Below are 21286 nucleotides of genomic sequence, written 5' to 3' on the forward strand. Positions count from 1 at the left end.
GCATGCACCTGCGTATCACGCGAGCGCCGCTTGCGTCACCGTTATCCAGTCGCTCACGCCACGGGAAGTCGCCATGTCCTACACCGCCACACCCAACTCGGTCGCGCAGCCTGCCTTGCACGGTAGCAATGTCGATGCGCTTTACCGAAAAGTCACCATCCGTCTGATCACATTTCTTTGTCTGTGTTATTTCGCTGCCTATCTGGACCGGATCAACGTCGGTCTGGCCAAGCTGCAAATGCTCAATGCGCTCCAGTTCAGCGATACCGTGTATGGCCTCGGCGCCGGACTTTTCTTTGCCGGTTACATCCTGTTCGAGGTGCCGAGCAATCTGATTCTTCAGCGAGTGGGCGCGAAGCTGTGGATCGCCCGCATCATGGTCACGTGGGGGCTGCTGTCAGGCGCCACGGCGTTCGTGACGACGCCCACGCAGTTCTATGTCCTTCGATTCCTGCTCGGCGTGGCCGAAGCCGGTTTCCTGCCAGGCGTGCTGCTCTATCTGACCCATTGGTATCCGGACGAGCGCCGCGCGCGCATCATCGCGCTGTTCATGGTCGGTCTTCCGCTCTCCAGCATGGTGGGCAGCCCGATTTCGGGCTGGATCATGTCGATGTTCGATGGCGCGCATGGCTTTGGCGGCTGGCAATGGCTGTTCGTGCTCGAAGCGCTGCCGTCGGTGTTGCTCGGGGTGGCGATCTTCATGTACTTGCCCAACGGCATTGCCTCGGCCCGTTGGTTGAGTGCGGAGGAAAAGGCCATTCTGAGCGCCAACCTCGACAAGGACGCCAGCGCGCACAAGCGGCACAACCTCAGTGCGGCATTCACCGATCTGAAGGTGTGGGCGCTCGGCCTGATCGACCTCTGCGTGTTGCTCGGCCTGTACGGCGTGAGCTTCTGGCTGCCCACGATCCTGAAGGACACGGGGGTGCGCGATCCGTACACCATCGGCTGGCTGATGGCCATTCCGAACGCGATCGCGGTCGTCGGTGTGCTCGTGTGGGGCGCCAGCTCGGACAAGCGTCGCGAGCGTCGCTGGCACATCGTGTTGCCGTTCATGCTCTCGGCCGTTGCGATGTTTGTTTTCGCGACGGGGCAGCACGGCACCGTCATGACCGTCGTGCTGTTCTCGCTCATCAATCTGGGTGCCGCAGCGGCCATGCCGGTGGTCTGGGCCTTGCCCTCCACGTTTCTCAAGGGGTCCGCCGCTGCCGCAGGTATCGCGTTTGCATGCTCGCTGGCCAACCTCGGCGGCTTTGGCAGCACGTATTTCATCGGGTGGCTGCGCGATACGTTTCACACGCAGTCCGCTGGCATCTACGGTTTCGGGGTATGCATGCTGATCGGCTGCGCGCTTGCGCTTGCGTATCCGAAGCAGTTGGTGAACCGCTAGTCGTCGCGCCGGGCGACCGGCGCATGACGGCAGTGTGCGCAATGGAAGGGCCGACAGAGGATGTCGGCCTTTTTTCATTGGCAGCGCAACGGAGATGGGACGCTGGGGAAGCGGGGAAGTTGGAGGGAGCGGACGGACTGGGCGCGTCAACGCCCGGCCTGCCTGATTAGTGTCAATGATGAGGGTCAGTGAGGCTGGGTGTTGCGTGCGCGCGCTGCGGAAGCCTCGAGGTCTTGCCAGGATGGTTGGTCAGGCGCATATCGGGCGCGAATGAAGGCGGCGAGCTCGGCCATTTGCTTGTCGTCGAACGAGTCACGGAAGCCCGGCATATAGCCGAGCGCCTCGGTGGCCGGTTGATCGATGCCGTTCATCAGCACATGCATCAGATTGTCCGGCGTTGCCTGACTTACGCTGGTATTCAGTCCCATGAGCGGGCGAACGCCAAAGTGCCCGACGCCACCGCTGTCGGTATGGCACACGGCACAGGCCGCCTCGAACGTGCGGCGACCGTTTTCGAGCCCCAGGGTCGTGGTGATGTCCGCGCCCTTGGCGCGCGCTCGCGCAATCTCGGTCGCAGCGGCGGCGTCGGTCTTCGGCGACAGAGACGCCAGATAGTGCGCAATAGCACGCACATCCGATTCCGGCAAGGCGGCGAGTCCGGCAACGACGGGCGCCATCGGGCCGGCCGCCACGCCGTGTTCCGACGAGAAGCCCGTGCGCAAATAATCGAACAGGGCGGGCTCGGTCCAGGGCACCGGCGAGTCTTTCGACGCGACGAGCGGCGGCGCACGCCAGCCCTCGGCTTCCCCGCCTTTGAGATACTGCTTCGACTGCTCAGCGCCGAGCGTGTTGCGCGGGGTGTGGCAGGCGCCGCAATGCCCCGCGCCGTCGACAAGATAACGCCCGCGATTCCAGAGCGTGGATTGCGACGGGTCAGGGCGATATTCGGTGCTGTCGTGATAGAGCCAGTTCCAACCGGCGACCAGACGTCGTTGGTTGAGCGGAAACGGCAACGACGTTTTTGGCGGCGAATGCTTCACGGCGGGCGCGGACATCAGATGTGCATATAGCGCCAGCATGTCCGGCTCGCTCATTTTGGCGAACGCCGTGTAGGGAAAGGCGGGGTACAGGTGCGATCCGTCGCGCGAGATGCCTTCGCGCATCGCGCGCGCAAACGCTGCGTAGGACCAGCTGCCGATCCCCGTCTCGGGGTCGGGCGTAATGTTGGTCGAGTAGACGGTGCCGAAAGGAGTTTCGAGGGCCAAACCGCCGGCGTTGGTCGCGCCCTTCGGGGCGGTGTGACACACGGCGCAGTCGCCGGCCAGCGCGATCTGTCGCCCTCGCTCCAGTGTCGCTGCGGACCACAGGGTGTTGTCGGGCGCCGTGATCGGGGCGATTTCCGCCGCACCGAAGAGCATCACGCCCGCAAGCCCGGCGAGTCCACCGATGCTGCCGACGACCCCACCGGTAAGCCATCGGGATAGCCGTTTGGCGCGACGCTTTTGCTTCTTGCCGGCGGGTTTGGGCGGTATCGCGTTGCCCGGCGTTCGCAACGCGGTGCGCAGATTTTCCGGCGTGAAGGGCGGTTGGCGCAGGCGAACCCCCGTGGCGTCGAACAGGGCATTGGCAATGGCGGCCGCCGCAGGCGCAGCGGCGCCGATGAGTCGACCGGCATTCTCGGCATTCTCGGCATTGGCGCCGTTTGCGGCGTTTGGCTCGACCGGCAGCGTGTCGCCGTTCGACGCCGCATCGACGTTGAGCATGACGGGGTGCTCGGCGGGCCCGCCTCCCGTCTCATCGTGAGACGGAGCGAGACGCCATCGGCTGCCGAGCGCATGGCGTACGGCGTCGGCAATCTGCTGTGCCGGGAGCCCGTTGACCTCCGCCGCCTCGCCGGGTTTTCCTGTGGCTTGTCCGGCGACCACGCGTCGCAGCGCAATGTCGCCGGAAGCGGGATTCACGTCGAGGTCGACGATCCAGGCGGACCAGGTGTCGGGGTCGGCTTGGGCGCCCGGACTCGACGATCGTGCTGACTGTGCTGACCGTGCCGATTGTGCGTCGAAGGCGAAACCGCGGCCGCGTTGCCAGCCGTCTGGCGGTGCATCCGCATCCGAGCCGCACGGCAATCCCCACGCGGCACGCTGCGCGACCATGCGAATGACTTCGCGAGGACCGTCGTCGCTGCCCGGCGTCAGATGGCGCAGGCGATAGGCGACAGGGTCTTGGGCCGCTTGCGCTGCCACTTCGTCGATAAACGACTCGCGCGCGAAAGCGTGAGCCGTGGCGGGAATGCGCTGCCCGGGGTCGACGACCTCGGTGGCCACGTGTTCGTGGCGATATGGCGGCAGGTGATGCGAGACGGCCTCTGGCGTCGACGGGGGCGATGCAGGTGATGTGGCGTCGGCAACCCATGCCGGACCGTCCACTGCGGCGCGGTAACGCCAGCTGCGCAGCGTGCCATCGTCCCGGGTCTGGGCAAAGACGTCAAGGTGTGCCGACGCGTCGCCCTGACGCGTCGGCCACGCATAGGTGGCATGACGCATCGCCGCGTCGGGCGAGGCGGGGCTTTGCGCTATCTGCCCAGGGTGTCGAGGGGAGACCGTCTGCGACGCAGGCGTTGGCGTTGGTGTAGACGCACCGGCGTGCGCGTCTCCGTCTGGCGCATCATCGATTCTTGTCATCTTGGAGGTATTGCGCCGCGCGATGCACGGCTTTGACGATTTCGTAATGCGTGCCGCAGCGGCACAGGTTGAAGCGCAACGCGTCGTGAATGGCGTCGTCGTCGGGCGACGGGTTGCGATCGAGCAGCGCTTTCGTGCTCATGATCATGCCGTTGAGGCAATAGCCGCATTGCGCCGCCTGTTCGTCGATGAAGGCGCGCTGAATCGGATGCAGCGATGTCGTGTCGCCAAGGCCTTCCAGGGTCGTGACTTCGCGCTCGCGCGCCACGCTCACCGGCACCACGCACGAGCGCGTGGGCTGTCCGTCGACCAGCACGGTGCATGCGCCGCATTGACCCAGGCCGCAGCCGTACTTTGGCCCGTTGAGTTCGAGATCGTTGCGCAGCACGTAAAGCAGTGGCGTTTGCGGCGTCGCATCGCGGACGGTGTGCGTCACACCGTTCACGCGTAACGTGGTGGGGCCCGAAGGCGAGCTGGGTAGTGCCATCAACTGACTCGCAAAATGATTACGAGGGTGACGGATGCGTCACCCCCTCAGGCTAATGCAAGTCTCGTACCCCGGCGGCTCAGGCGGCAGCCGTAAGCGGCGGCGCGACCGTGCGGGACGACGCGGGAACGAGCGGAATCGAGAAGACATCGTAGCCGAATACCCACGCCGGGTCTTCGTTCGTGCGCAGCCACGTGTTGTTGTGAGAGACACGCTGCACCTCGGAGGCGCGCGCCGCACGATTCGCCTCGTACAGCCCGAACGCGTCGGCGTAGTCGCCGACACCGACTTCGTCGAGGCAGCGGGTAAGCATGGCGGCGTCCTCGATGGCCATGGCGGCACCCTGCGCCATGTGCGGCTTCATCGGATGGCAGGCGTCGCCGAGCAGCACGAGTCGACCGCGGCTCCACACCGGCAGCGGGTCGCGTTCGAGCAGAGGCCATTTGGTGATCGTCGGCGACACTTCGATCAGGTGTTGAACGTCCTGATGATAGCCATCGAAGGCTTCGAGCATTTCCTCGCGGCTACTCGGCAGCATCGATACCCCTTCCGGCCAGTCCTTCTGCGGCACACCGGTGACGTAGTAATACTCGTCTTTCTTTTCCGTGACGTAGTACACCATCATGTGACGATCCCCCGACCACCATTTCACGCACATGTCGTAAGGCTTGTTGCCCAGCAGCGACGCGGGGAATACGGCGCGATGCGCGACGTAGCCGGTGTAGCGGGGCGGCTCGGCGCCCAACAAGTGCTCGCGGATCTTCGAGTTCACGCCGTCGGCGCCGATCAGAATATCTGCCGTTTCGATGCTGCCATCGGTGAAGGTCATACGCACTTCGTTGCCCGTGTCCTCCACGGACTTGAGGCATTTGCCGAAGCGGATCGTGCCCGGCGTGACGGCCTTCGTCATCAGTTCATGGAAGTCGCCGCGATGCACGGTCAGATACGTGGCGCCGTAAGTCTTCAGCGCGTAGTCGCCAAGGGGAATCTGCGAAATGGCTTCGGCGGTCTTCCAGTCGCGGCTGTACCAATAATCGGGGTGCGAGCCCATGACGTTGAGCGCGTTCTCGATGCCCAGGCGGCGCATGATCTTCATCACGTTGGGCCCCAGATGGATCCCCGCGCCCAGTCGGGAAAAGGCCGGGGCCTGCTCGTACAGCGCGACGTCGTATCCGCTGCGCTGCAAAAGACCTGCGGCGGCCGTGCCGCCCAGGCCTGCGCCGATGATGGCGATGCGGGGTTTGCTCATGGTGGCTCCTGATCGTGTGGTCGACATACCTTCAATGCGTGTGACGAGGTAGCCGCCGGGGGTGAGTGAGGTCAGTGATTTGTAGCGTACACATTATAAAAATCCGTCGCAACCACAAAACAATCGATCTAGGGTTTGCCCCTATTAAATCTGAATATCGCGGAATTTTCGCTGATTTGTTTCGGAAAAATTCTGAGAAGGCGTATTTTTTCAGGGTTGCCTGCATATAGCGTATGCACTAGACTTTGATCAAATCATCACCAGACCCACCTTTCGGGAGACTGTCTTCATGACCCAGCACTACCGCATCGGCCAGATCGTGCCGAGTTCGAACACCACGATGGAAACCGAGATTCCCGCGATGCTGCGTCTTCGCGAAACGATCCGTCCCGAGCGCTTTACCTTCCATTCGAGCCGCATGCGCATGAAGAAGGTCGTGAAGGAAGAGTTGGCGGCCATGGACGCCGAGTCGGACCGCTGCGCCGTCGAGTTGAGCGATGCGCGCGTGGACGTATTGGGCTACGCATGTCTCGTGGCGATCATGGCAATGGGCCACGGCTATCACCGCGTGTCGCAGAAGCGTCTGACGGAACAGACCATCGCAAATGGCGGGCAAGCCCCGGTGCTCACCAGCGCAGGTGCGCTGGTCGATGCCCTGCGGGTCATCGGCGCGAAGCGCATCGTTGTGGTGGCGCCTTATATGAAGCCGCTCACGGAACTGGTCGTCGATTACATCCGCAATGAGGGTTACGACGTCATCGCTTACCGCGCGCTGGAAATTCCCGACAATCTCGACGTGGGCCGTCACGACCCGATGCGTCTGCCGGAGATCGTCAAGACGCTGCCGTATCAGGACGCCGATGCCATCGTGCTGTCGGCCTGCGTGCAGATGCCGTCCCTTCCTGCGGTGGCTAAGGTCGAAGCCATGACCGGCAAGCCGGTGATTACCGCCGCCATCGCTACGACTTACGCCATGTTGCGCACGCTCGATCTCGAACCGGTGGTGCCCGGTGCGGGGGCGTTGCTCTCCGGCGCGTATTGATCTCCCGATCTCCCGATCTCCCGACATCCTTGAGGTGCATCGCATGACTTCGACATTTCAATACGGTGCGAACGTCGCGGCCAACGGCATTCGTCAGCATTTCCTTCGGTACGGTGGCAAGGGCGGGGCGAGAGCGTCGCGTCCTGCGGTAATCGTGATCCCGGGCATCACCAGCCCGGCGGTGACGTGGGGATTCGTCGGTGAAGTCTTCGGCCGCGAATTCGACACCTACGTGCTCGACGTTCGGGGCCGGGGCTTGTCCAGTGCGTCGTCCGAACTCGACTACAGCCTCGATGCGCAGGCGGACGACGTCGTGGCGCTGTGTGCGGCGCTTGGGCTCGAACGGTTCGCGCTGGTCGGACATTCGATGGGCGCGCGCATCGCCGCACGTGCGGCACTGCGCGAACCGCGAGGTCTCACGTCGGTCGTGCTCGTCGATCCGCCGGTCTCCGGGCCTGGCCGCCGTGCCTACCCGGGCAAGTTGCCGTGGTACGTCGACTCGATGGCGCTGGCGCGCGCGGGAATCGACGCCGAAGGCATGCGAGCCTTCTGTCCGACGTGGACCGAGGAGCAACTGGCGCTGCGCGCCGAATGGCTGCACACGTGCGACGAGCGCGCGGTGCTCGCCTCGTACGAAGGGTTCCATCAGGACGATTTCTTTGCGGATGCCGCAGGGCTGCGCGTGCCGTCGCTGCTCATGACCGCGCAGAACGGCGACGTCGTGCGAGACGAGGAAGTGGCCGAGCTTCAGCAGGCCACGCCGTCGATGCAACACGTTCGCGTACCCAATGCCGGTCACATGATCCCGTGGGACAACCCCGAAGGGTTCTACGCGGCGTTCGGCGATTTTCTCGGCGCGCCCGTGGGGCAGACGTCGGGCGCCTGAGCGGCGCAGAACGACCTGAATGGCAAGCGACCTGGGCGACATGCTGGCAGGACGTATCGCCACGAACATGAGCAGGACACGTAAGGGAGACGGCCATGGCCATCAGTGATTTCCAGTTGATCGAAGCGTGGCGCGAAGTGCTCACGCTATCGAAGTTGTCGCGCGGGCAGAACGTCACCGTGCTGACCAGCGCTTCCACGCACCCGCAGACGCTTCGCTGTGCGCTGATCGCCGCGCAGTCGATGGGCGCGATCACGAACCAGCTCGATCTTCAGCCCGTCAATGGCGAGAAGGCGTTCAGTCGCGATTCGCTGTCGTATCTGGGCACCACGCCGCTGACCGGAAACCGCGCCGCTATCGCCGCACTCAAGGCGAGCGACCTCGTGCTCGACCTCATGACGCTGCTGTTCTCGCCGGAGCAGCACGACATATTGAAAGGGGGCACGAAGATTCTTCTGGCGGTCGAGCCGCCCGAAGTGCTGGCGCGCATGGTGCCCACGCCGGGCGACAAGACCCGCGTGATGGCGGCTGCCGCCAAGCTGGGGGCAGCGCGCGAGATGCGTGTGACGTCGCCCGCCGGCACGTCGCTCGTCTGCCCGATGGGCGAGTTCGGGCCTACTGCCGAATATGGGTTTGTCGACGAGCCGGGGCGATGGGACCACTGGCCGAGCGGGTTTGCGTTGTCATATCCGAACGATCACACGGCGTACGGCACGATCGTGATCGACCGCGGCGATATTCTGCTGCCGCAGAAGCGTTACGTGAGTGAGCCGATCCGGCTGACCGTGGAAAAGGGTTATGCCACGCGCATCGAAGGCGGTGTCGACGCCGACCTGTTGCGCGACTACATGGAGACGTTCCGCGATCCGGAAGGCTACGCGATCTCGCACATCGGCTGGGGGTTGCAGCCACGGGCGCGTTGGTCGACGTTGGGGTTGTACGACCGTGAAGCCACCATCGGCATGGACGCCCGGGCTTTCGAAGGCAACTTCCTGTTCTCGCTCGGCCCGAACAACGAAGGCGGCGGCACGCGCACGACGACATGCCACATCGACATTCCGCTGCGTCATTGCACCGTCTCGCTCGACGACGAAATCATGGTCCGGGACGGGCGCGTCGTCTACGAATGACGGCGGTGCACCCTCCCCGCGATCTTGCCGACCTCGCTCAACGTCTACCAATTCCGAAACGCTCAATTCACCATGACTGACATCTCGCAACACGCCGAATCAGGCGTCTATCAACGCCAGGGATTCGGCACGTCCCTTGCGCCTCAGGGCAACGTCGCGCTGCTGATCGTGGATCTGGTCGTCGGTTTCGCGGACCCTGAAGTGTTCGGTGGCGGCAACATCGCCTCGGCGATCGCACGTACGGTCGATGCGCTCGCCATTGCGCGACGTCAGGGCTGGCCGGTCGCGCATAGCCGCATTGTCTACGCAGACGACGGCAGCGACGACAACATCTTCTCGATCAAGGTGCCCGGCATGGCAACGTTGACGGAGACGAATCCGAACAGCGCCATCGTGCCCGAGCTGACACCGGCCAAGGGCGAGCTTGTGGTGCGCAAGGTCGTTCCGTCCGCCTTCTTCGGCACGCAACTCGCCCCCTGGCTGGCGCAGCGCGGCATTCAGACGTTGCTCGTCGCGGGCGCGGTGACGAGCGGATGCGTTCGCGCAAGCGTCGTGGACGCCATGTCGTTCGGCTTGCGGCCCCTCGTGTTGTCCGACTGTGTGGGGGACCGCGCGATCGGTCCGCACGAGGCGAGTCTGTTCGACATGCAGCAGAAGTATGCCGCCGTCATGCCGCTGGCGCAGGCGGTGCAAGCCATCGAGGCCCGGCATCGCTGAGCAGGACGGGAGGCGAGGGTTGTGCATCGTGGCAGGTCTCGGTTGACGCCCCGAAATTGTCCTCCTATCGTTGGTCGTTGGCGGTGCGCCTGGCGCACCGGAACTTCAGGAACTCCTTCTCGTGAATCGCTCCGCTCTGCTTGCACGCCACGGTTGTCTGACCGTCGTGCGGCAACCCGTCACGCCAGTGAAACCGGCACCCGGTCAGCCGGGCAGTCATTCGACGTTCGTCCCCGACGTTGCCGAGATCTTCGTTGCGATCCTCGATGACGGCCGCATTCTGGGTTTCAACGGGCATGTCGATCTGGGCACGGGGATCCGGACTTCGCTTGCGCAGATCGTTGCGGAAGAGCTCGACGTGCTTGCGCAAGACGTGAGCATGGAACTGGGGCACACGGCTGCGACGCCAAATCAGGGGCCGACGATTGCGAGTGCCACCATCCAGATCTCGGCGACGCCGTTGCGGTGTGCGGCGGCGCAGGCGCGCACCGCGTTGATGGCGTTGGCGTCGCGGCGTTTCGGTATCGACGTCAGCCATTTGCACTGCGATGGCGGGCAAATCTTCGGTAACGGCCCGCAGGGTGAAGTCGTCAAGGCGACGTTCGCCGAACTGGTGCGGGGACAGAAGATTGCGCTTGCGCTGGATCTCGACACACCGGTCAAGGATCCGTCGACCTACCGGGTCGTGGGCCAGTCGACACGACGCGTGGACCTGCCGGCCAAGGCGACCGGCGCACTGACGTTCGTCCATGACGTGCGGGTGCCGGGCATGCTGCATGCGCGTGTGGTGCGTCCCCCATACAGCGGCATTGACGCCGGCGGTTTCGTGGGCAATTTGCTGGCGTCGGTCGACAAGGCGTCCGTTGAAGACTTGCCTGGCGTTCGGGCGGTCGTGGTCATCGGCGACTTCATCGGTGTTGTGGCGCAACGCGAGGAGCAGGCCATACGCGCGGCCCAGGCGTTGCGCGTCACCTGGAAGCCGTTGCCGTCGCTGCCCGCGATGGACGACCCTGCGTCGACCATCGCTGCGGCACCCGCCGTGAGACGGCCGCTATTGACCGAAGGTGACGTCGATACCGTGTTCGCTCGCGACGACGTCGTGACGCTGTCGAGAACCTATGCATGGCCGTATCAGATGCACGGCTCGATCGGACCGTCGTGTGCCGTTGCCGATTACCGGGCGCAGGGCGAGGGACGCATCACCGTCTGGTCGGGCACGCAAAACCCTGTCTCGTTGCGCTTCGACCTCGCGCAACTGATCGGCAGGGAGGAAGCCGATATCGATATCGTGCGCATGGAAGCCTCCGGTTGCTATGGGCGCAATTGCGCAGACGACGTTTGTGGAGACGCTTTGCTGCTCTCGCGGGCGGTTGGCGCACCGGTGCGCGTGCAGTTGTCGCGCGCCGACGAACACCTGTGGGAGCCGAAAGGCACCGGGCAGGTCATGACCGTACGCGGGGCCGCCACGCCGGCGGGCGAACTCCTGGCATACGATTTTTCCACGCGTTATCCGTCCAACGACGCCCCGTTACTCGCCTCGCTGCTCATCGGCGTGGTGGCGCCCCAGGCGCGCGTATTCGAGATGGGCGACCGCACGGCAGTGTCGCCCTACGTGAGCCGCCACCGGCGCTTTGCCTGCGACGACATGGCGCCGTTGGTGCGCGCGTCGTGGTTCCGGGGCGTGTCGGCGTTACCGAACTCGTTTGCCCATGACAGTTTCGCCGACGAGATGGCATGGTCGACGGGCGTCGATCCGCTGGCGTTCAAGCTTCGGCATCTCGACGACGCGCGTGCCGTCGAACTGCTCGATGCGGTGGCCGCCCGTGCCGGGTGGACGCCTCGCGTGCAAGACACCGCCCGATGGGATGGCGACGAACGCTTCGCGCGGGGGCGTGGCGTTGCCTATGCGCGTTATGTGCATAGCCGTTTCCCGGGGTTCGGCGCGGCCTGGTCGGCGTGGATTGCGGACGTGGTCGTGGATCGGGTCACGGGCGAGGTGCGTGTCGAGCGCGTGACCGTGGGGCAAGACACCGGCACGATGGTCAATCCCGACGGGGTGCGTCACCAGTTGCACGGCAACGTGGTTCAAGTCCTCAGTCGCTCGCTCAAGGAGCGTGTGCGGTTCGTCGACGGCCGACCCGCCAGCCGGGAGTGGGGCGGTTACCCGATCCTGACCTTCGCCGAATTACCGAAACTGGATGTCGTGTTGATGCCGAGACAGGGCGAGCCGCCCATGGGGGCAGGAGAGTCGGCGTCGGTGCCCGGGCCGGCAGCACTGGCTAATGCGATTTTCGATGCCACGGGCGTTCGGCTCTACGCGCCGCCGTTCACGCCGGAGACGGTACGCGCAGCGCTCGCGCGGCAGGGGCGTTTGCTCCGACAGGCAGCAACAACGGCGTGAGGCGAACACGCCGGGCGTTGGCTCGGGGACTGCCCGTTCATTCTGCCGAATCGGTGTCCATCATCTTGCGCAACAGGAACATCAGCGCCACACGTTCCGCGGGGTTGAGCGCGCCGTAGGTGCGTTCGGTGACTTCCTCCGCGAACGGCACGGTCCGCTCGATCAATGACAGCCCGGCGGGCGTGGCGCGCACCAGCAGCTTGCGGCCATCGGTCGGATCCGGTTCGACTTCGATCAGGTTTCGCGCTTTGAGACGCTCGACCACGCCGCGTATGGTGGCCTGATCGATCGCGGTCGTCTTCACAATGTCGTTGAGCGAGCACGAACGCTTTTCCTTGACGGTGCAAAGCGCCACGAATTGGGCGGCCGTCAGGTCGGAGTCGGGAATGGCGCTCTGGAAGATCGAAACGTGACGCTGGTAGGCGCGGCGAAGCAGGTGACCAATCTGGTCGTGGAAGTCGTAAGCAGTTTTACTGGGCATGGCTGCGCATGAGCGATGGAAGTATGTCCACGAGCATAGCATCGGAAGCGGCGGGAATGAGCGACGGGTATGCACGCGGCGTGAGCCACATCAAGGCATTGTCGCGGCGACAGGCTGGCGGGACACATTGCTGCGGCCTGGTCTTTGAATTCGGCTATGCTGGCGGCTTCAAAAACGCACCAGATACCTCGTCACGCGCCATGTCTATCCCGGCTGTTTTCATCAGCATTGCGATTCTCTCGTGCGTCATGAGCGTCGCCGTTCTCGGCTCACTGTTTCAGGCGCATGTCCCCGGGGTTCGGCGATGGAGCGCGGCGAGCGGGCTGTTGGCGGTGACATCGGCATTGCTGCTCACTGGCAACTCGGACGCCGTGGTCGCAACGTCGAGCAGTCTGCTCGTCATCGCGTCGCTCCTCGGTGTGCAGGGGTTCCGGCAATTTCTGAACACCCGGACGAGCTACGTATGGGAATACGTGGCGATCGTCGGCATCCTCGCGCTGCTGCTTCACTGGACGTTCGTCTCACCGCATGTGGACGCACGCAGCGCGATGATTTCGGGCGTCATTGCCTACGCACGCTTTTACATCGGCGCGATGGTGCTCAAGCACCGGCCGCCGGGCCGCCCGAAATATGCCTACTACTTTGTCTCGATCGCAGCGACGCTGGGCGCGGTCGTTCACGCAGTGCGCTCGTTCGCCTACGCGTTCGGATTCGCGCACGAAACCGTGTTTCTCCAGCCCACGCCTCTCAATGTTCTGTTCCTCGGCATGGCGACGTTGACGTTGCCCTGCCTGTCCGTGGGCATGGTGCTGCTCGCGCATGACCGGCTGGTGGATCGCATGGAGCGTCTGGCAACGTACGACGACCTGACGGGGGTACTTGCGCGGCGCGCATTCATTGCGCGTGCCGAAGCGCTCGCGCTGGGGACGGCGGGTAACGCTCCGCTGAAGACGCCGCTGAACGCGCCGCTGTCCGTCGCGATTCTCGACATCGATAATTTCAAGAGCGTCAACGATCGGTACGGCCATGCGTCGGGCGACCGCGCACTTGCCCATGTGGCCTCGCTGATTGCCCGTTCGGTGCGCGCGGGCGACGTTGTCGGGCGGATCGGTGGCGAGGAATTCGCCGTGCTGTTGCCGGACGCCTCGAAGGCAGAAGCCGGCCGACTCGTCGAGCGCGTGCGCGCCGCAGTGGCGGAATCGGGCACCTGCGTGCCGAACCGGGACGTTGTGCCGACGCTTAGCGCGGGTGTCGATACCTTTGCGCCCGGCGACACCCTGGCGACGGTCATGGCAGGGGCCGATGCGGCTCTTTATGCCGCGAAAGCCAATGGCCGGAATTGTGTCGTTCTCGCCCCCGACCGGCAAACGCCGACGGGGCAGGGCGATGAATGGCAGGTGCCAACGCTTGGCGCCACGGCGGCGGCGAGGTAATCGGTCTCGCAAGACCGGGGGCGCCGACTAATACCATCAGGTGATGTTCCGGCGGGGACCGGGTCGACTAGTCTTTCATTGGGTTGCGCAGCGCAATACCCCAATACCCATCAGGCACCTCATGTACCTCACGCCCCTAGGACCTCAGGACCCGGACCATGTCGAATCCCAAACTTGAAGTTTTGACCCCTCAGAACAGCCAGCTCATCATCATCGACCATCAGCCGCAAATGGCCTTCGGTGTGCAGTCGATGGATCGCCAGGCGCTGAAGAACAACGTGGTGGGTCTGGCCAAGGCCGCAAAGGTCTTCGGCATCCCCACGACGATCACCACGGTCGAGAGCGAGTCGTTCTCCGGCTATACCTATCCGGAACTTCTCGACGTCTTTCCGAACGCCAGGACGCTTGAGCGCACGTCGATGAACTCGTGGGACGACCAGAAGGTGCGTGATGCCCTCAAGGCCAACGGCCGCAAGAAGGTCGTGGTCGCAGGCCTCTGGACGGAAGTCTGCAATACGACCTTCGCCCTGTGTGCCATGCTCGAAGGCGATTACGAAATCTATATGGTTGCCGACGCTTCGGGCGGCACCAGCAAGGAAGCCCACGACTTTGCGATGCAGCGTATGGTCCAGGCGGGCGCTGTGCCAGTGACCTGGTTGCAGGTCACGCTCGAATGGCAGCGCGACTGGGCGCACCGCGATACCTACGACGCCGTGATGAAGCTCGTCAAGGAACATGCCGGTGCCTACGGCATGGGGGTCGACTATGCCTACACCATGGTTCACAAGGCCGCCCAACGCACGGCCACGCCGCACGAATCGGTGGCGCCGGTGCCGGCACGCTGACGCAGGGAAGCGCATGTCACGACGAGGCGGTGGCCGCCTCGTCGCATGTTTCGCCCGTGCCTGCGGGACGCCGTCGATTCAATCGTCGAGATTCAATCGTCGAGCGGCAGACCGCTGCGATCCTTGACGAGTGCGACGGCGACCACCGAGACGAGCGCGCAGGCGATCATGAAGAAGACGACCGGCACATAGCTGCCACCAAAGTAGGCGACGAGGGCGGTCGCAATGAGGGGCATCGGGCCGCCCACGAGCGCCGCGCCGATCTGGTAGCCGAGCGACATGCCGGTGTATCGAATCGACGGCGGGAACGCCTCTGCAAGCAACGTGCCGATCATCGAACCGTACGTCGTCCAGATCACGCTCAGCCCCACGCCCACCGCCACCGACGCGAGGAGGATCGACTTCTGATTCAACAGCCAGAAGTACGGGCCGATCCAGACGATGAAGGCAAACGTACCCCAGAGGAACACCTTCTTGCGGCCGATCCTGTCAGACAGATGCCCGAAATAGAGCATGAACGGGAACGCGATCAGGGCGCACACCAGCACGATATTCAGGATGTCGGAGCGCTGGAAACCGTGACCGATCATGTACGAGATCGTGAACGTCGCGTACAGGAAGAAGGTCGACGTCTCTACCACCTTTGCACCGATGGCAATCAGGACCGATCGCCAGTGATCCTGCAACGTTTCCTTCAGCGGAATACGGGTTTCCGTGCGGTTCGCCATGATCTTCTTGAACGATGGCGTCTCGCCCACCGCATTGCGAATCCACATGCCGACGAGCACGAGCACGATCGAGCCGACGAACGGAATGCGCCACCCCCAGCTTTGGAAGTCGGCGTCGCTGATGGAGTTGCTCAGCACGGAAGTGATGATGTTGCCGAGCGCGAGCCCAAGCACCGCACCCGTTTGCGGCACCGCACCGTAAAAGCCGCGACGATGGCGCGGTGAGTATTCCACGGCGAGCAGCACGCCACCGCCCCATTCGCCACCGAGTGCCAGCCCCTGCATCAGACGCAGCAACGACAGAAGAATGGGCGCCCAGACGCCGATCTGGTCGTAATTGGGCAGCAATCCCATGAGGACGGTCGACATCCCCATCATGCTGAGCGTGATCGCCAGCGTCTTTTTGCGACCGACCCGGTCCCCGATGTGGGCGAAGATCACCCCGCCCAGCGGACGAATGATAAAGGCCAGCGCAAAGGTCGCCAGCGCAAGCAAATTACTGACGAGCGGGTCGGTACTCGGGAAGAACTGTTTGGCGAAGATGATCGATGCCATCGTGCCGTACAGGAAGTAGTCGTACCACTCGATGGTGCTGCCGACGGCGCTGCCGAGCAGAGCGCGTCGGCGCTCCGCCTCCGGAACCATCGTTTCTTTCATCGCCGAAGTCAGGCCGGGGGTGCCTGCGCTACCCGCGCTATTGGGCGCTATTCCGCTCATTGTCTCCACCTTGTTTTTTTGATGACCGGACGAAGTCTACAAAGGTGGGGGGCGCCAGTACACTGAACGTTGGCGTTAGCGCTATAACTTTTTCTCAAGCCAGATGGCGCTCGCGCAATCGATCGTCATTTCCGAAAGGCATATCCGCGACGCTCAAGGGGGGGGGCTCACCCTTTCGTGTCGTTGGCGCCACGGGCAACGATGGCCTGCATGAGCATCTGCGCGCCGTGGGATAGCGGGGCGCTGCGGCGCGTCACCAGTTCGTAGGGCTCGCTCAGCGACGACAGCGTGAGCGGCAGTGTGCAGGCCACGCCGTGCTCGGTGTAGAAGCGCGCGACGTCGATCGAGACCAGTGCGACGAGCGACGGATTCTTCTGCAACAGGGAAACGGTCGCGAACGCGGACGTCGTTTCCAGTAAATGGGCGGGGAATCGCAGCCCGGCGTCGTGGAATTCGCGCTCCAGCAGACGTCGCATCGGCATGTTCGCCCGGTAGACCACCCAGCGGTATTGCGCGAGATCGCCTAGCGAGACCCGCACTGCGCTCGCCAGTGGATGCGCGACGTTGGCGATCACGGCCAGCGTTTCGTCCTGCACGAACACGCTGTCATACAGATAGGGCGTCTGGCTCACGCTCGTGCGGCAAATGGCGAGGTCCAGACGACCGGCGTCGATCTGACTCAGGAGTGCCGCACTGGTGTCCTCCACGATTTCTATCGACATGTCGGGCTGGGCCTCGCTCACCGAGGTGATGGCATCGGTGAGCAAAGGCACCGCGCCCATAATCACGCCCACGGACACACGTCCGCCATGTCCGCGCATGATGCCGACCATTTCTTCGCGAAGATGCGCAAGATCCGACTGGATCAGCCGCGCGTAGCGAATCACGCAATGCCCGACGGCATTGGGCGCCAACCCCCGGTTCGAGCGCTCGAAAAGCGCCGTGCCGAAGGTTGTCTCGATTTCGTGAAGCGCCTTGCTGGCGCCCGGCTGGGTCATCGCCAACTGTGTCGCCGCCCCCAGGAGTGAGCCGTGCTCCTCGATGGCAATCAACAGCCGGAGCTGTTTGACATGCAGACGGGAGATGATCGAATTGAGCGAGGGAGGCGTCATTGTCTTGATGAAAAGTTATATCGCTATCAAATGCTCTCAATATCGCCGCGCCAGCATGGGCCATACACTGCGAAATCTCTGCGTGAGCATAGCCTTCCTATAACTTTTCGTCATCTGCCATGTCCCTCATCAACTACATCACCCAGATCCAGTTCGGTTACGACGCGATTCGATTGCTCGCCGGTGAATGCGACCGGATCGGCATTTCCCGCCCGCTGATCGTGACGGACGCCGGTATTCGCGCGGCGGGGCTGCTCGACACTGTGCTCGACGCGCTGGGCGCAACGCAACCGGTGCCGGTGTTCGACCGGACGCCCCCGAACCCGAACGAGTCCGTAGTACGCGAGGCGGTGGCGATGTACAAGTCCCACGTGTGCGATGGCGTGATCGCGCTGGGCGGTGGCTCGTCCATCGATCTGGCCAAGGGCGTTGCGGTGTGCGCAACGCACGATGGCCCGCTTCAGCACTTCGCGGTCATCGAAGGCGGCCTCGCGCGCATTACCGCAGCGACCGCGCCGGTCATCGCCATTCCCACGACGGCGGGAACCGGCAGCGAAGTCGGACGCGGTGCCATCCTCATCCTCGACGACGGGCGAAAGGTTGGCGTGATCTCGCCGTATGTGGTGCCGCGCGTGGCGATCTGCGACCCTGCCTTGACGCTTGGCCTGCCCGCAGGTCTGACGGCGGCCACCGGCATGGACGCCATCGCCCATTGCATGGAGACGTTCATGGCGCCGGCATTCAACCCGCCGGCCGACGGCATCGCGCTCGACGGACTCTGGCGCGCGTGGCGTCATATCGAGCGCGCCACGCGCGAGCCTTCGGATCGGGAGGCGCGGTTGAATATGATGAGTGCATCGATGCAGGGCGCACTCGCGTTCCAGAAAGGGCTGGGCTGCGTGCACAGCCTGAGCCACTCGCTCGGCGGCATCAATCCTCGGCTGCACCATGGCACGCTCAACGCTATTCTGTTGCCGGCGGTGATCGCCTTTAACCGCAGCGCGCCGTCGATGCAGGAAGCGGCCAAGCTGGACCGACTCGCGCAGGCGATGGGCCTGGCGCACGGCGACGACGTCGGCCCGGCGATTGCCGATATGACGGCGAAACTCGGACTTCCGGGCGGTCTTGCGGAACTGGGCGTGACTCGGGAGCAGTTCCCGCGCATTATCGAGGGTGCGCTCAAGGATCACAGCCACAAGACCAATCCGCGGGAGGCCTCGGCAGAGGACTATCGCGAGATGCTCGAAGCGTCGATGTCAAGCTAAAGCGCGGCGAGGCGCAGGGGCTGCGCCTCGCCCATTGCCAATCGTTCTCAGGAAATTCAAATGGTTACATCAGGATATACAGATACCCGGCTTCTGATTAACGGCGAGTGGTGCGATGCCGCCAGCGGCAAAACGCTCGACGTCGTCAACCCGGCAACGGGCAATGTCATCGGCAAGGTATCCCATGCGGGCATCGCCGATCTCGACCGCGCCCTGGAGGCCGCGCAACGCGGTTTCGCTGCCTGGCGCAAGGTGCCGGCCGCCGAGCGCGCCGTGACGATGCGCAAGGCGGCGGCGCTGGTGCGCGAGCGCGCTGACGCGATCGCGCGTCTCATGACGCAGGAGCAGGGCAAGCCGTTCGCCGAGGCGCGTATCGAAGTGCTCTCGGGCGCCGGCATCATCGAATGGTTCGCCGACGAAGGGATGCGCGTGTATGGCCGCGTTGTCCCGTCACGCAATCTCAACGCTCAGCAAACGGTCCTCAAGGAACCGATCGGGCCGGTCGCTGCATTCACGCCGTGGAACTTCCCGGTCAATCAGGTGGTGCGCAAGCTGAGCGCTGCGCTGGCCTGCGGCTGCTCGTTCCTGGTCAAGGCGCCGGAAGAAACCCCGGCGTCGCCCGCTGCGCTGCTCCAGGCGTTCGTCGACGCGGGGGTGCCCGCCGGCGTGGTCGGTCTCGTCTTCGGCGACCCGGCGGAAATTTCGAGCTATCTGATTCCGCACCCGATCATTCGCAAGGTGACGTTTACCGGTTCGACGCCGGTCGGCAAGCAGCTCGCGTCGCTCGCCGGTCTGCATATGAAGCGCGCGACGATGGAGCTCGGTGGCCACGCACCGGTGATCGTCGCCGAAGACGCCGACCTCGCGCTCGCCGTCAAGGCAGCGGGGGGCGCCAAGTTCCGTAACGCCGGTCAGGTGTGCATTTCGCCGACGCGTTTCCTTGTGCACAACAGCGTGAAGGACGAGTTCGCCAAGGCGCTTGTGAAACACGCCGAAAGCCTCAAGCTGGGTGACGGTCTCGCGGAGGGCACGACGCTCGGGCCGCTGGCGAACGCGCGTCGTCTGACGGCCATGAGCCGTGTGATCGACGACGCCCGCAAGACGGGCGCGACGGTCGCCACCGGCGGCGAGCGCGTGGGCACGTCCGGCAACTTCTTCGCGCCGACGGTGCTCACCGACGTGTCGCTCGATGCCGACGTCTTCAACAATGAACCGTTTGGCCCGGTCGCGGCGATTCGCGGCTTCGACAAGCTCGAAGACGCCATTGCCGAAGCCAACCGCCTGCCGTACGGGCTGGCGGGCTACGCGTTCACGCAGTCGTTCCGCAACGTGCATCTGCTCTCGCAGCAAATGGAAGTCGGCATGCTCTGGATCAACCAGCCGGCAGCGCCGTCGCCGGAAATGCCGTTCGGCGGCGTGAAGGACTCGGGTTACGGTTCGGAAGGCGGGCCTGAGGCCATGGAAGCGTATCTCGTGACGAAGGCGGTGTCCGTGATGGCGAGTTGATCGGCGCTTCGCTTCAAAGTTTGTCAATATGTCGGACATCGCGCCTGCCGTACGCGCGATGTTCGACAAACGACAACAATGGAGCGAACGATGACAACGTCGAAGACCCTTCGTGAAGTTGCAATGCATACGACGGCCGTGGCCGCGCTCACCCTGGGCGCGGGCGGCTACGCCTTCACAGCCAATGCAGCAGACGTCGGTACGGCCAAACCGCGAATTCTCGTGCTCGCCACGGGCGGCACCATTGCCAGCACCGGCGATGCGCGATCGGCCATCGGCTACAACGCGGGCGGTGTGACGGGCGAGCAGCTCACGGCCAGCGTGCCGGGACTGGACAAGCTCGCGAGCATCAAAGCCGAGCAGATCTCCAATATCGGCTCGCAGGACATGAACAGCAAGGTCTGGTACCAGTTGGCAGCCCGAATCAAGCAGGCATTCGAGCGCAATGAAGCCGACGGCGTGGTGATTACGCACGGTACCGACACGATGGAGGAGACGGCCTTTTTCCTGGACAACGTGCTCTCCACGCCCAAGCCAGTGGTGCTCGTCGGTTCCATGCGACCGAGCACCGCCGTGAGCGCAGACGGTCCGGGCAATCTCTACGAAGCGGTGGAGGTGGCCGCCAGCCCGCAGTCGGGCCATCGCGGTGTGCTCGTCGTGATGAACGATACGATTCACGCGCCGCGCTGGGTTACGAAGACCAACACGACGTCGGTGCAAACGTTCGGCAATCCCAATGGCGGGCCGCTGGGCTACGTCGATCCGGCGTCGGTCCGCTATCTCTCGCCGCCTGCCGCCGCGCGCAACGCGCGCCTGAACGTGCCCAATGGCGGCTTGCCACGCGTGGACATCGTGTATGCCCACGCCGATATGGACGCCGGACAGATCGACGACGCCGTGCGGCATAACGCGAAGGGAATCGTGCTTGCGGGCGTTGGCGACGGCAACGCGTCCAAGGCAGCGCTCGATGCCTTGGAGGCGGCAGCCAAACGGGGGGTCGTCGTCGTTCGCGCCTCGCGCGTGGGCAGCGGCTTCGTCAATCGCAACGTCGAAGTCTCCGACGACAAGACCGGCTTTGTCGTCTCCTACGACCTGAACCCGCAAAAAGCCCGGGTGCTCACGCAATTGCTGATCGGCAACGGCGTCACGACCCCGGACAAGGTGCAGAAGGCGTTCGACGCCACTTACTGATGCCCCGCGTCATCCACTGATCGAC

17 protein-coding genes are annotated in these 21286 nt (G+C 64.1%); 11 read left to right on the plus strand and 6 right to left on the minus strand.

Going from position 1 to position 21286, the window contains the following annotated elements; translation table 11 throughout:
* The first annotated feature begins 73 nt into the window (after positions 1-73).
* Entirely contained in the window at positions 74-1390 is a 1317-nt protein-coding gene (locus PCA31118_RS04040; protein WP_150623130.1) for an MFS transporter, read from the plus strand.
* Positions 1391-1575: 185 nt separating this feature from the next.
* Here PCA31118_RS04040 and PCA31118_RS04045 read toward each other — a convergent pair whose 3' ends face one another.
* The 3 genes from PCA31118_RS04045 to PCA31118_RS04055 form a co-directional block, all read right to left on the minus strand.
* On the minus strand, positions 1576-3933 hold the full coding sequence (locus PCA31118_RS04045; protein WP_150623132.1) for a c-type cytochrome: 2358 nt from the start codon (positions 3931-3933) through the stop codon (positions 1576-1578).
* A 121-nt stretch (positions 3934-4054) separates the two neighbouring features.
* Complete coding sequence (locus tag PCA31118_RS04050; RefSeq protein WP_150623134.1) at positions 4055-4558, minus strand: (2Fe-2S)-binding protein; 504 nt, start codon at positions 4556-4558, stop codon at positions 4055-4057.
* A gap of 79 nt (positions 4559-4637) precedes the next feature.
* Positions 4638-5807: an FAD-dependent monooxygenase gene (locus tag PCA31118_RS04055; RefSeq protein ID WP_150623136.1), complete on the minus strand. Its 1170-nt coding sequence runs from the start codon at positions 5805-5807 to the stop codon at positions 4638-4640.
* 289 nt (positions 5808-6096) lie between these two features.
* Here PCA31118_RS04055 and PCA31118_RS04060 point away from each other — a divergent pair, with 289 nt between their 5' ends.
* The 5 genes from PCA31118_RS04060 (at position 6097) to PCA31118_RS04080 (ending at position 11983) form a co-directional block, all read left to right on the plus strand.
* On the plus strand, positions 6097-6849 hold the full coding sequence (locus tag PCA31118_RS04060) for a maleate cis-trans isomerase family protein (RefSeq protein WP_150623138.1): 753 nt from the start codon (positions 6097-6099) through the stop codon (positions 6847-6849).
* A 43-nt stretch (positions 6850-6892) separates the two neighbouring features.
* On the plus strand, positions 6893-7735 hold the full coding sequence (locus PCA31118_RS04065; protein WP_150623140.1) for an alpha/beta fold hydrolase: 843 nt from the start codon (positions 6893-6895) through the stop codon (positions 7733-7735).
* Between the two features lie 95 nt (positions 7736-7830).
* A complete protein-coding gene (locus PCA31118_RS04070; protein ID WP_150623142.1) occupies positions 7831-8865 on the plus strand; it encodes a 2,5-dihydroxypyridine 5,6-dioxygenase NicX family protein in 1035 nt (344 codons plus the stop codon).
* 72 nt (positions 8866-8937) lie between these two features.
* A complete protein-coding gene (locus tag PCA31118_RS04075; protein WP_150623144.1) occupies positions 8938-9582 on the plus strand; it encodes an isochorismatase family protein in 645 nt (214 codons plus the stop codon).
* A 121-nt stretch (positions 9583-9703) separates the two neighbouring features.
* Positions 9704-11983, plus strand: coding sequence for a xanthine dehydrogenase family protein molybdopterin-binding subunit (locus PCA31118_RS04080; RefSeq protein ID WP_150623146.1), 2280 nt, complete (start codon positions 9704-9706; stop codon positions 11981-11983).
* Between the two features lie 37 nt (positions 11984-12020).
* On the opposite strand, the gene PCA31118_RS04085 is transcribed toward PCA31118_RS04080, so the two are convergent.
* Complete coding sequence (locus PCA31118_RS04085; RefSeq protein WP_044455816.1) at positions 12021-12464, minus strand: MarR family winged helix-turn-helix transcriptional regulator; 444 nt, start codon at positions 12462-12464, stop codon at positions 12021-12023.
* Between the two features lie 200 nt (positions 12465-12664).
* Between PCA31118_RS04085 and PCA31118_RS04090 the strand changes: the two genes are divergently transcribed.
* Both PCA31118_RS04090 and PCA31118_RS04095 read left to right on the plus strand, forming a co-directional pair.
* Positions 12665-13897: a GGDEF domain-containing protein gene (locus tag PCA31118_RS04090; protein WP_150623148.1), complete on the plus strand. Its 1233-nt coding sequence runs from the start codon at positions 12665-12667 to the stop codon at positions 13895-13897.
* Positions 13898-14055: 158 nt separating this feature from the next.
* On the plus strand, positions 14056-14742 hold the full coding sequence (locus PCA31118_RS04095; RefSeq protein ID WP_150623150.1) for a hydrolase: 687 nt from the start codon (positions 14056-14058) through the stop codon (positions 14740-14742).
* A 92-nt stretch (positions 14743-14834) separates the two neighbouring features.
* Here the strand turns inward: PCA31118_RS04095 and PCA31118_RS04100 are convergent, their stop codons facing one another.
* Together PCA31118_RS04100 and PCA31118_RS04105 are read right to left on the minus strand one after the other, a co-directional pair.
* Positions 14835-16187 carry an MFS transporter gene (locus tag PCA31118_RS04100; RefSeq protein WP_150623152.1) on the minus strand — a complete coding sequence of 451 codons (1353 nt, stop codon included), beginning with the start codon at positions 16185-16187 and terminating at the stop codon, positions 14835-14837.
* 167 nt (positions 16188-16354) lie between these two features.
* Positions 16355-17299 (minus strand): LysR family transcriptional regulator, encoded by a 945-nt coding sequence (locus tag PCA31118_RS04105; protein ID WP_150623154.1) that lies wholly within the window; start codon positions 17297-17299, stop codon positions 16355-16357.
* Between the two features lie 119 nt (positions 17300-17418).
* Between PCA31118_RS04105 and PCA31118_RS04110 the strand changes: the two genes are divergently transcribed.
* From PCA31118_RS04110 to PCA31118_RS04120, 3 genes are all read left to right on the plus strand, one after another.
* Positions 17419-18564, plus strand: a complete 1146-nt coding sequence (locus PCA31118_RS04110; RefSeq protein WP_150623157.1) for an iron-containing alcohol dehydrogenase — start codon at positions 17419-17421, stop codon at positions 18562-18564.
* Between the two features lie 60 nt (positions 18565-18624).
* The gene (locus tag PCA31118_RS04115) at positions 18625-20070 is read left to right on the plus strand and encodes an NAD-dependent succinate-semialdehyde dehydrogenase (RefSeq protein ID WP_150623159.1); all 1446 of its coding nucleotides are present in this window, start codon (positions 18625-18627) and stop codon (positions 20068-20070) included.
* 90 nt (positions 20071-20160) lie between these two features.
* Positions 20161-21261, plus strand: coding sequence for an asparaginase (locus PCA31118_RS04120; protein WP_246190042.1), 1101 nt, complete (start codon positions 20161-20163; stop codon positions 21259-21261).
* The last annotated feature ends 25 nt before the right edge of the window (positions 21262-21286 follow it).

This window comes from Pandoraea captiosa, assembly GCF_902459775.1.
GTDB lineage: Bacteria > Pseudomonadota > Gammaproteobacteria > Burkholderiales > Burkholderiaceae > Pandoraea > Pandoraea captiosa.

Bases quoted from the DNA above. Each gene is read 5' to 3' on its own strand.
- PCA31118_RS04040 (WP_150623130.1), top strand. From the start codon at position 74: ATGTCCTACACCGCCACACCCAACTCGGTCGCGCAGCCTGCCTTGCAC.
- PCA31118_RS04045 (WP_150623132.1), bottom strand. From the start codon at position 3,933: ATGCGTCATGCCACCTATGCGTGGCCGACGCGTCAGGGCGACGCGTCG.
- PCA31118_RS04050 (WP_150623134.1), bottom strand. From the start codon at position 4,558: ATGGCACTACCCAGCTCGCCTTCGGGCCCCACCACGTTACGCGTGAAC.
- PCA31118_RS04055 (WP_150623136.1), bottom strand. From the start codon at position 5,807: ATGAGCAAACCCCGCATCGCCATCATCGGCGCAGGCCTGGGCGGCACG.
- PCA31118_RS04060 (WP_150623138.1), top strand. From the start codon at position 6,097: ATGACCCAGCACTACCGCATCGGCCAGATCGTGCCGAGTTCGAACACC.
- PCA31118_RS04065 (WP_150623140.1), top strand. From the start codon at position 6,893: ATGACTTCGACATTTCAATACGGTGCGAACGTCGCGGCCAACGGCATT.
- PCA31118_RS04070 (WP_150623142.1), top strand. From the start codon at position 7,831: ATGGCCATCAGTGATTTCCAGTTGATCGAAGCGTGGCGCGAAGTGCTC.
- PCA31118_RS04075 (WP_150623144.1), top strand. From the start codon at position 8,938: ATGACTGACATCTCGCAACACGCCGAATCAGGCGTCTATCAACGCCAG.
- PCA31118_RS04085 (WP_044455816.1), bottom strand. From the start codon at position 12,464: ATGCCCAGTAAAACTGCTTACGACTTCCACGACCAGATTGGTCACCTG.
- PCA31118_RS04090 (WP_150623148.1), top strand. From the start codon at position 12,665: ATGTCTATCCCGGCTGTTTTCATCAGCATTGCGATTCTCTCGTGCGTC.
- PCA31118_RS04095 (WP_150623150.1), top strand. From the start codon at position 14,056: ATGTCGAATCCCAAACTTGAAGTTTTGACCCCTCAGAACAGCCAGCTC.
- PCA31118_RS04100 (WP_150623152.1), bottom strand. From the start codon at position 16,187: ATGAGCGGAATAGCGCCCAATAGCGCGGGTAGCGCAGGCACCCCCGGC.
- PCA31118_RS04105 (WP_150623154.1), bottom strand. From the start codon at position 17,299: ATGACGCCTCCCTCGCTCAATTCGATCATCTCCCGTCTGCATGTCAAA.
- PCA31118_RS04110 (WP_150623157.1), top strand. From the start codon at position 17,419: ATGTCCCTCATCAACTACATCACCCAGATCCAGTTCGGTTACGACGCG.
- PCA31118_RS04115 (WP_150623159.1), top strand. From the start codon at position 18,625: ATGGTTACATCAGGATATACAGATACCCGGCTTCTGATTAACGGCGAG.
- PCA31118_RS04120 (WP_246190042.1), top strand. From the start codon at position 20,161: ATGACAACGTCGAAGACCCTTCGTGAAGTTGCAATGCATACGACGGCC.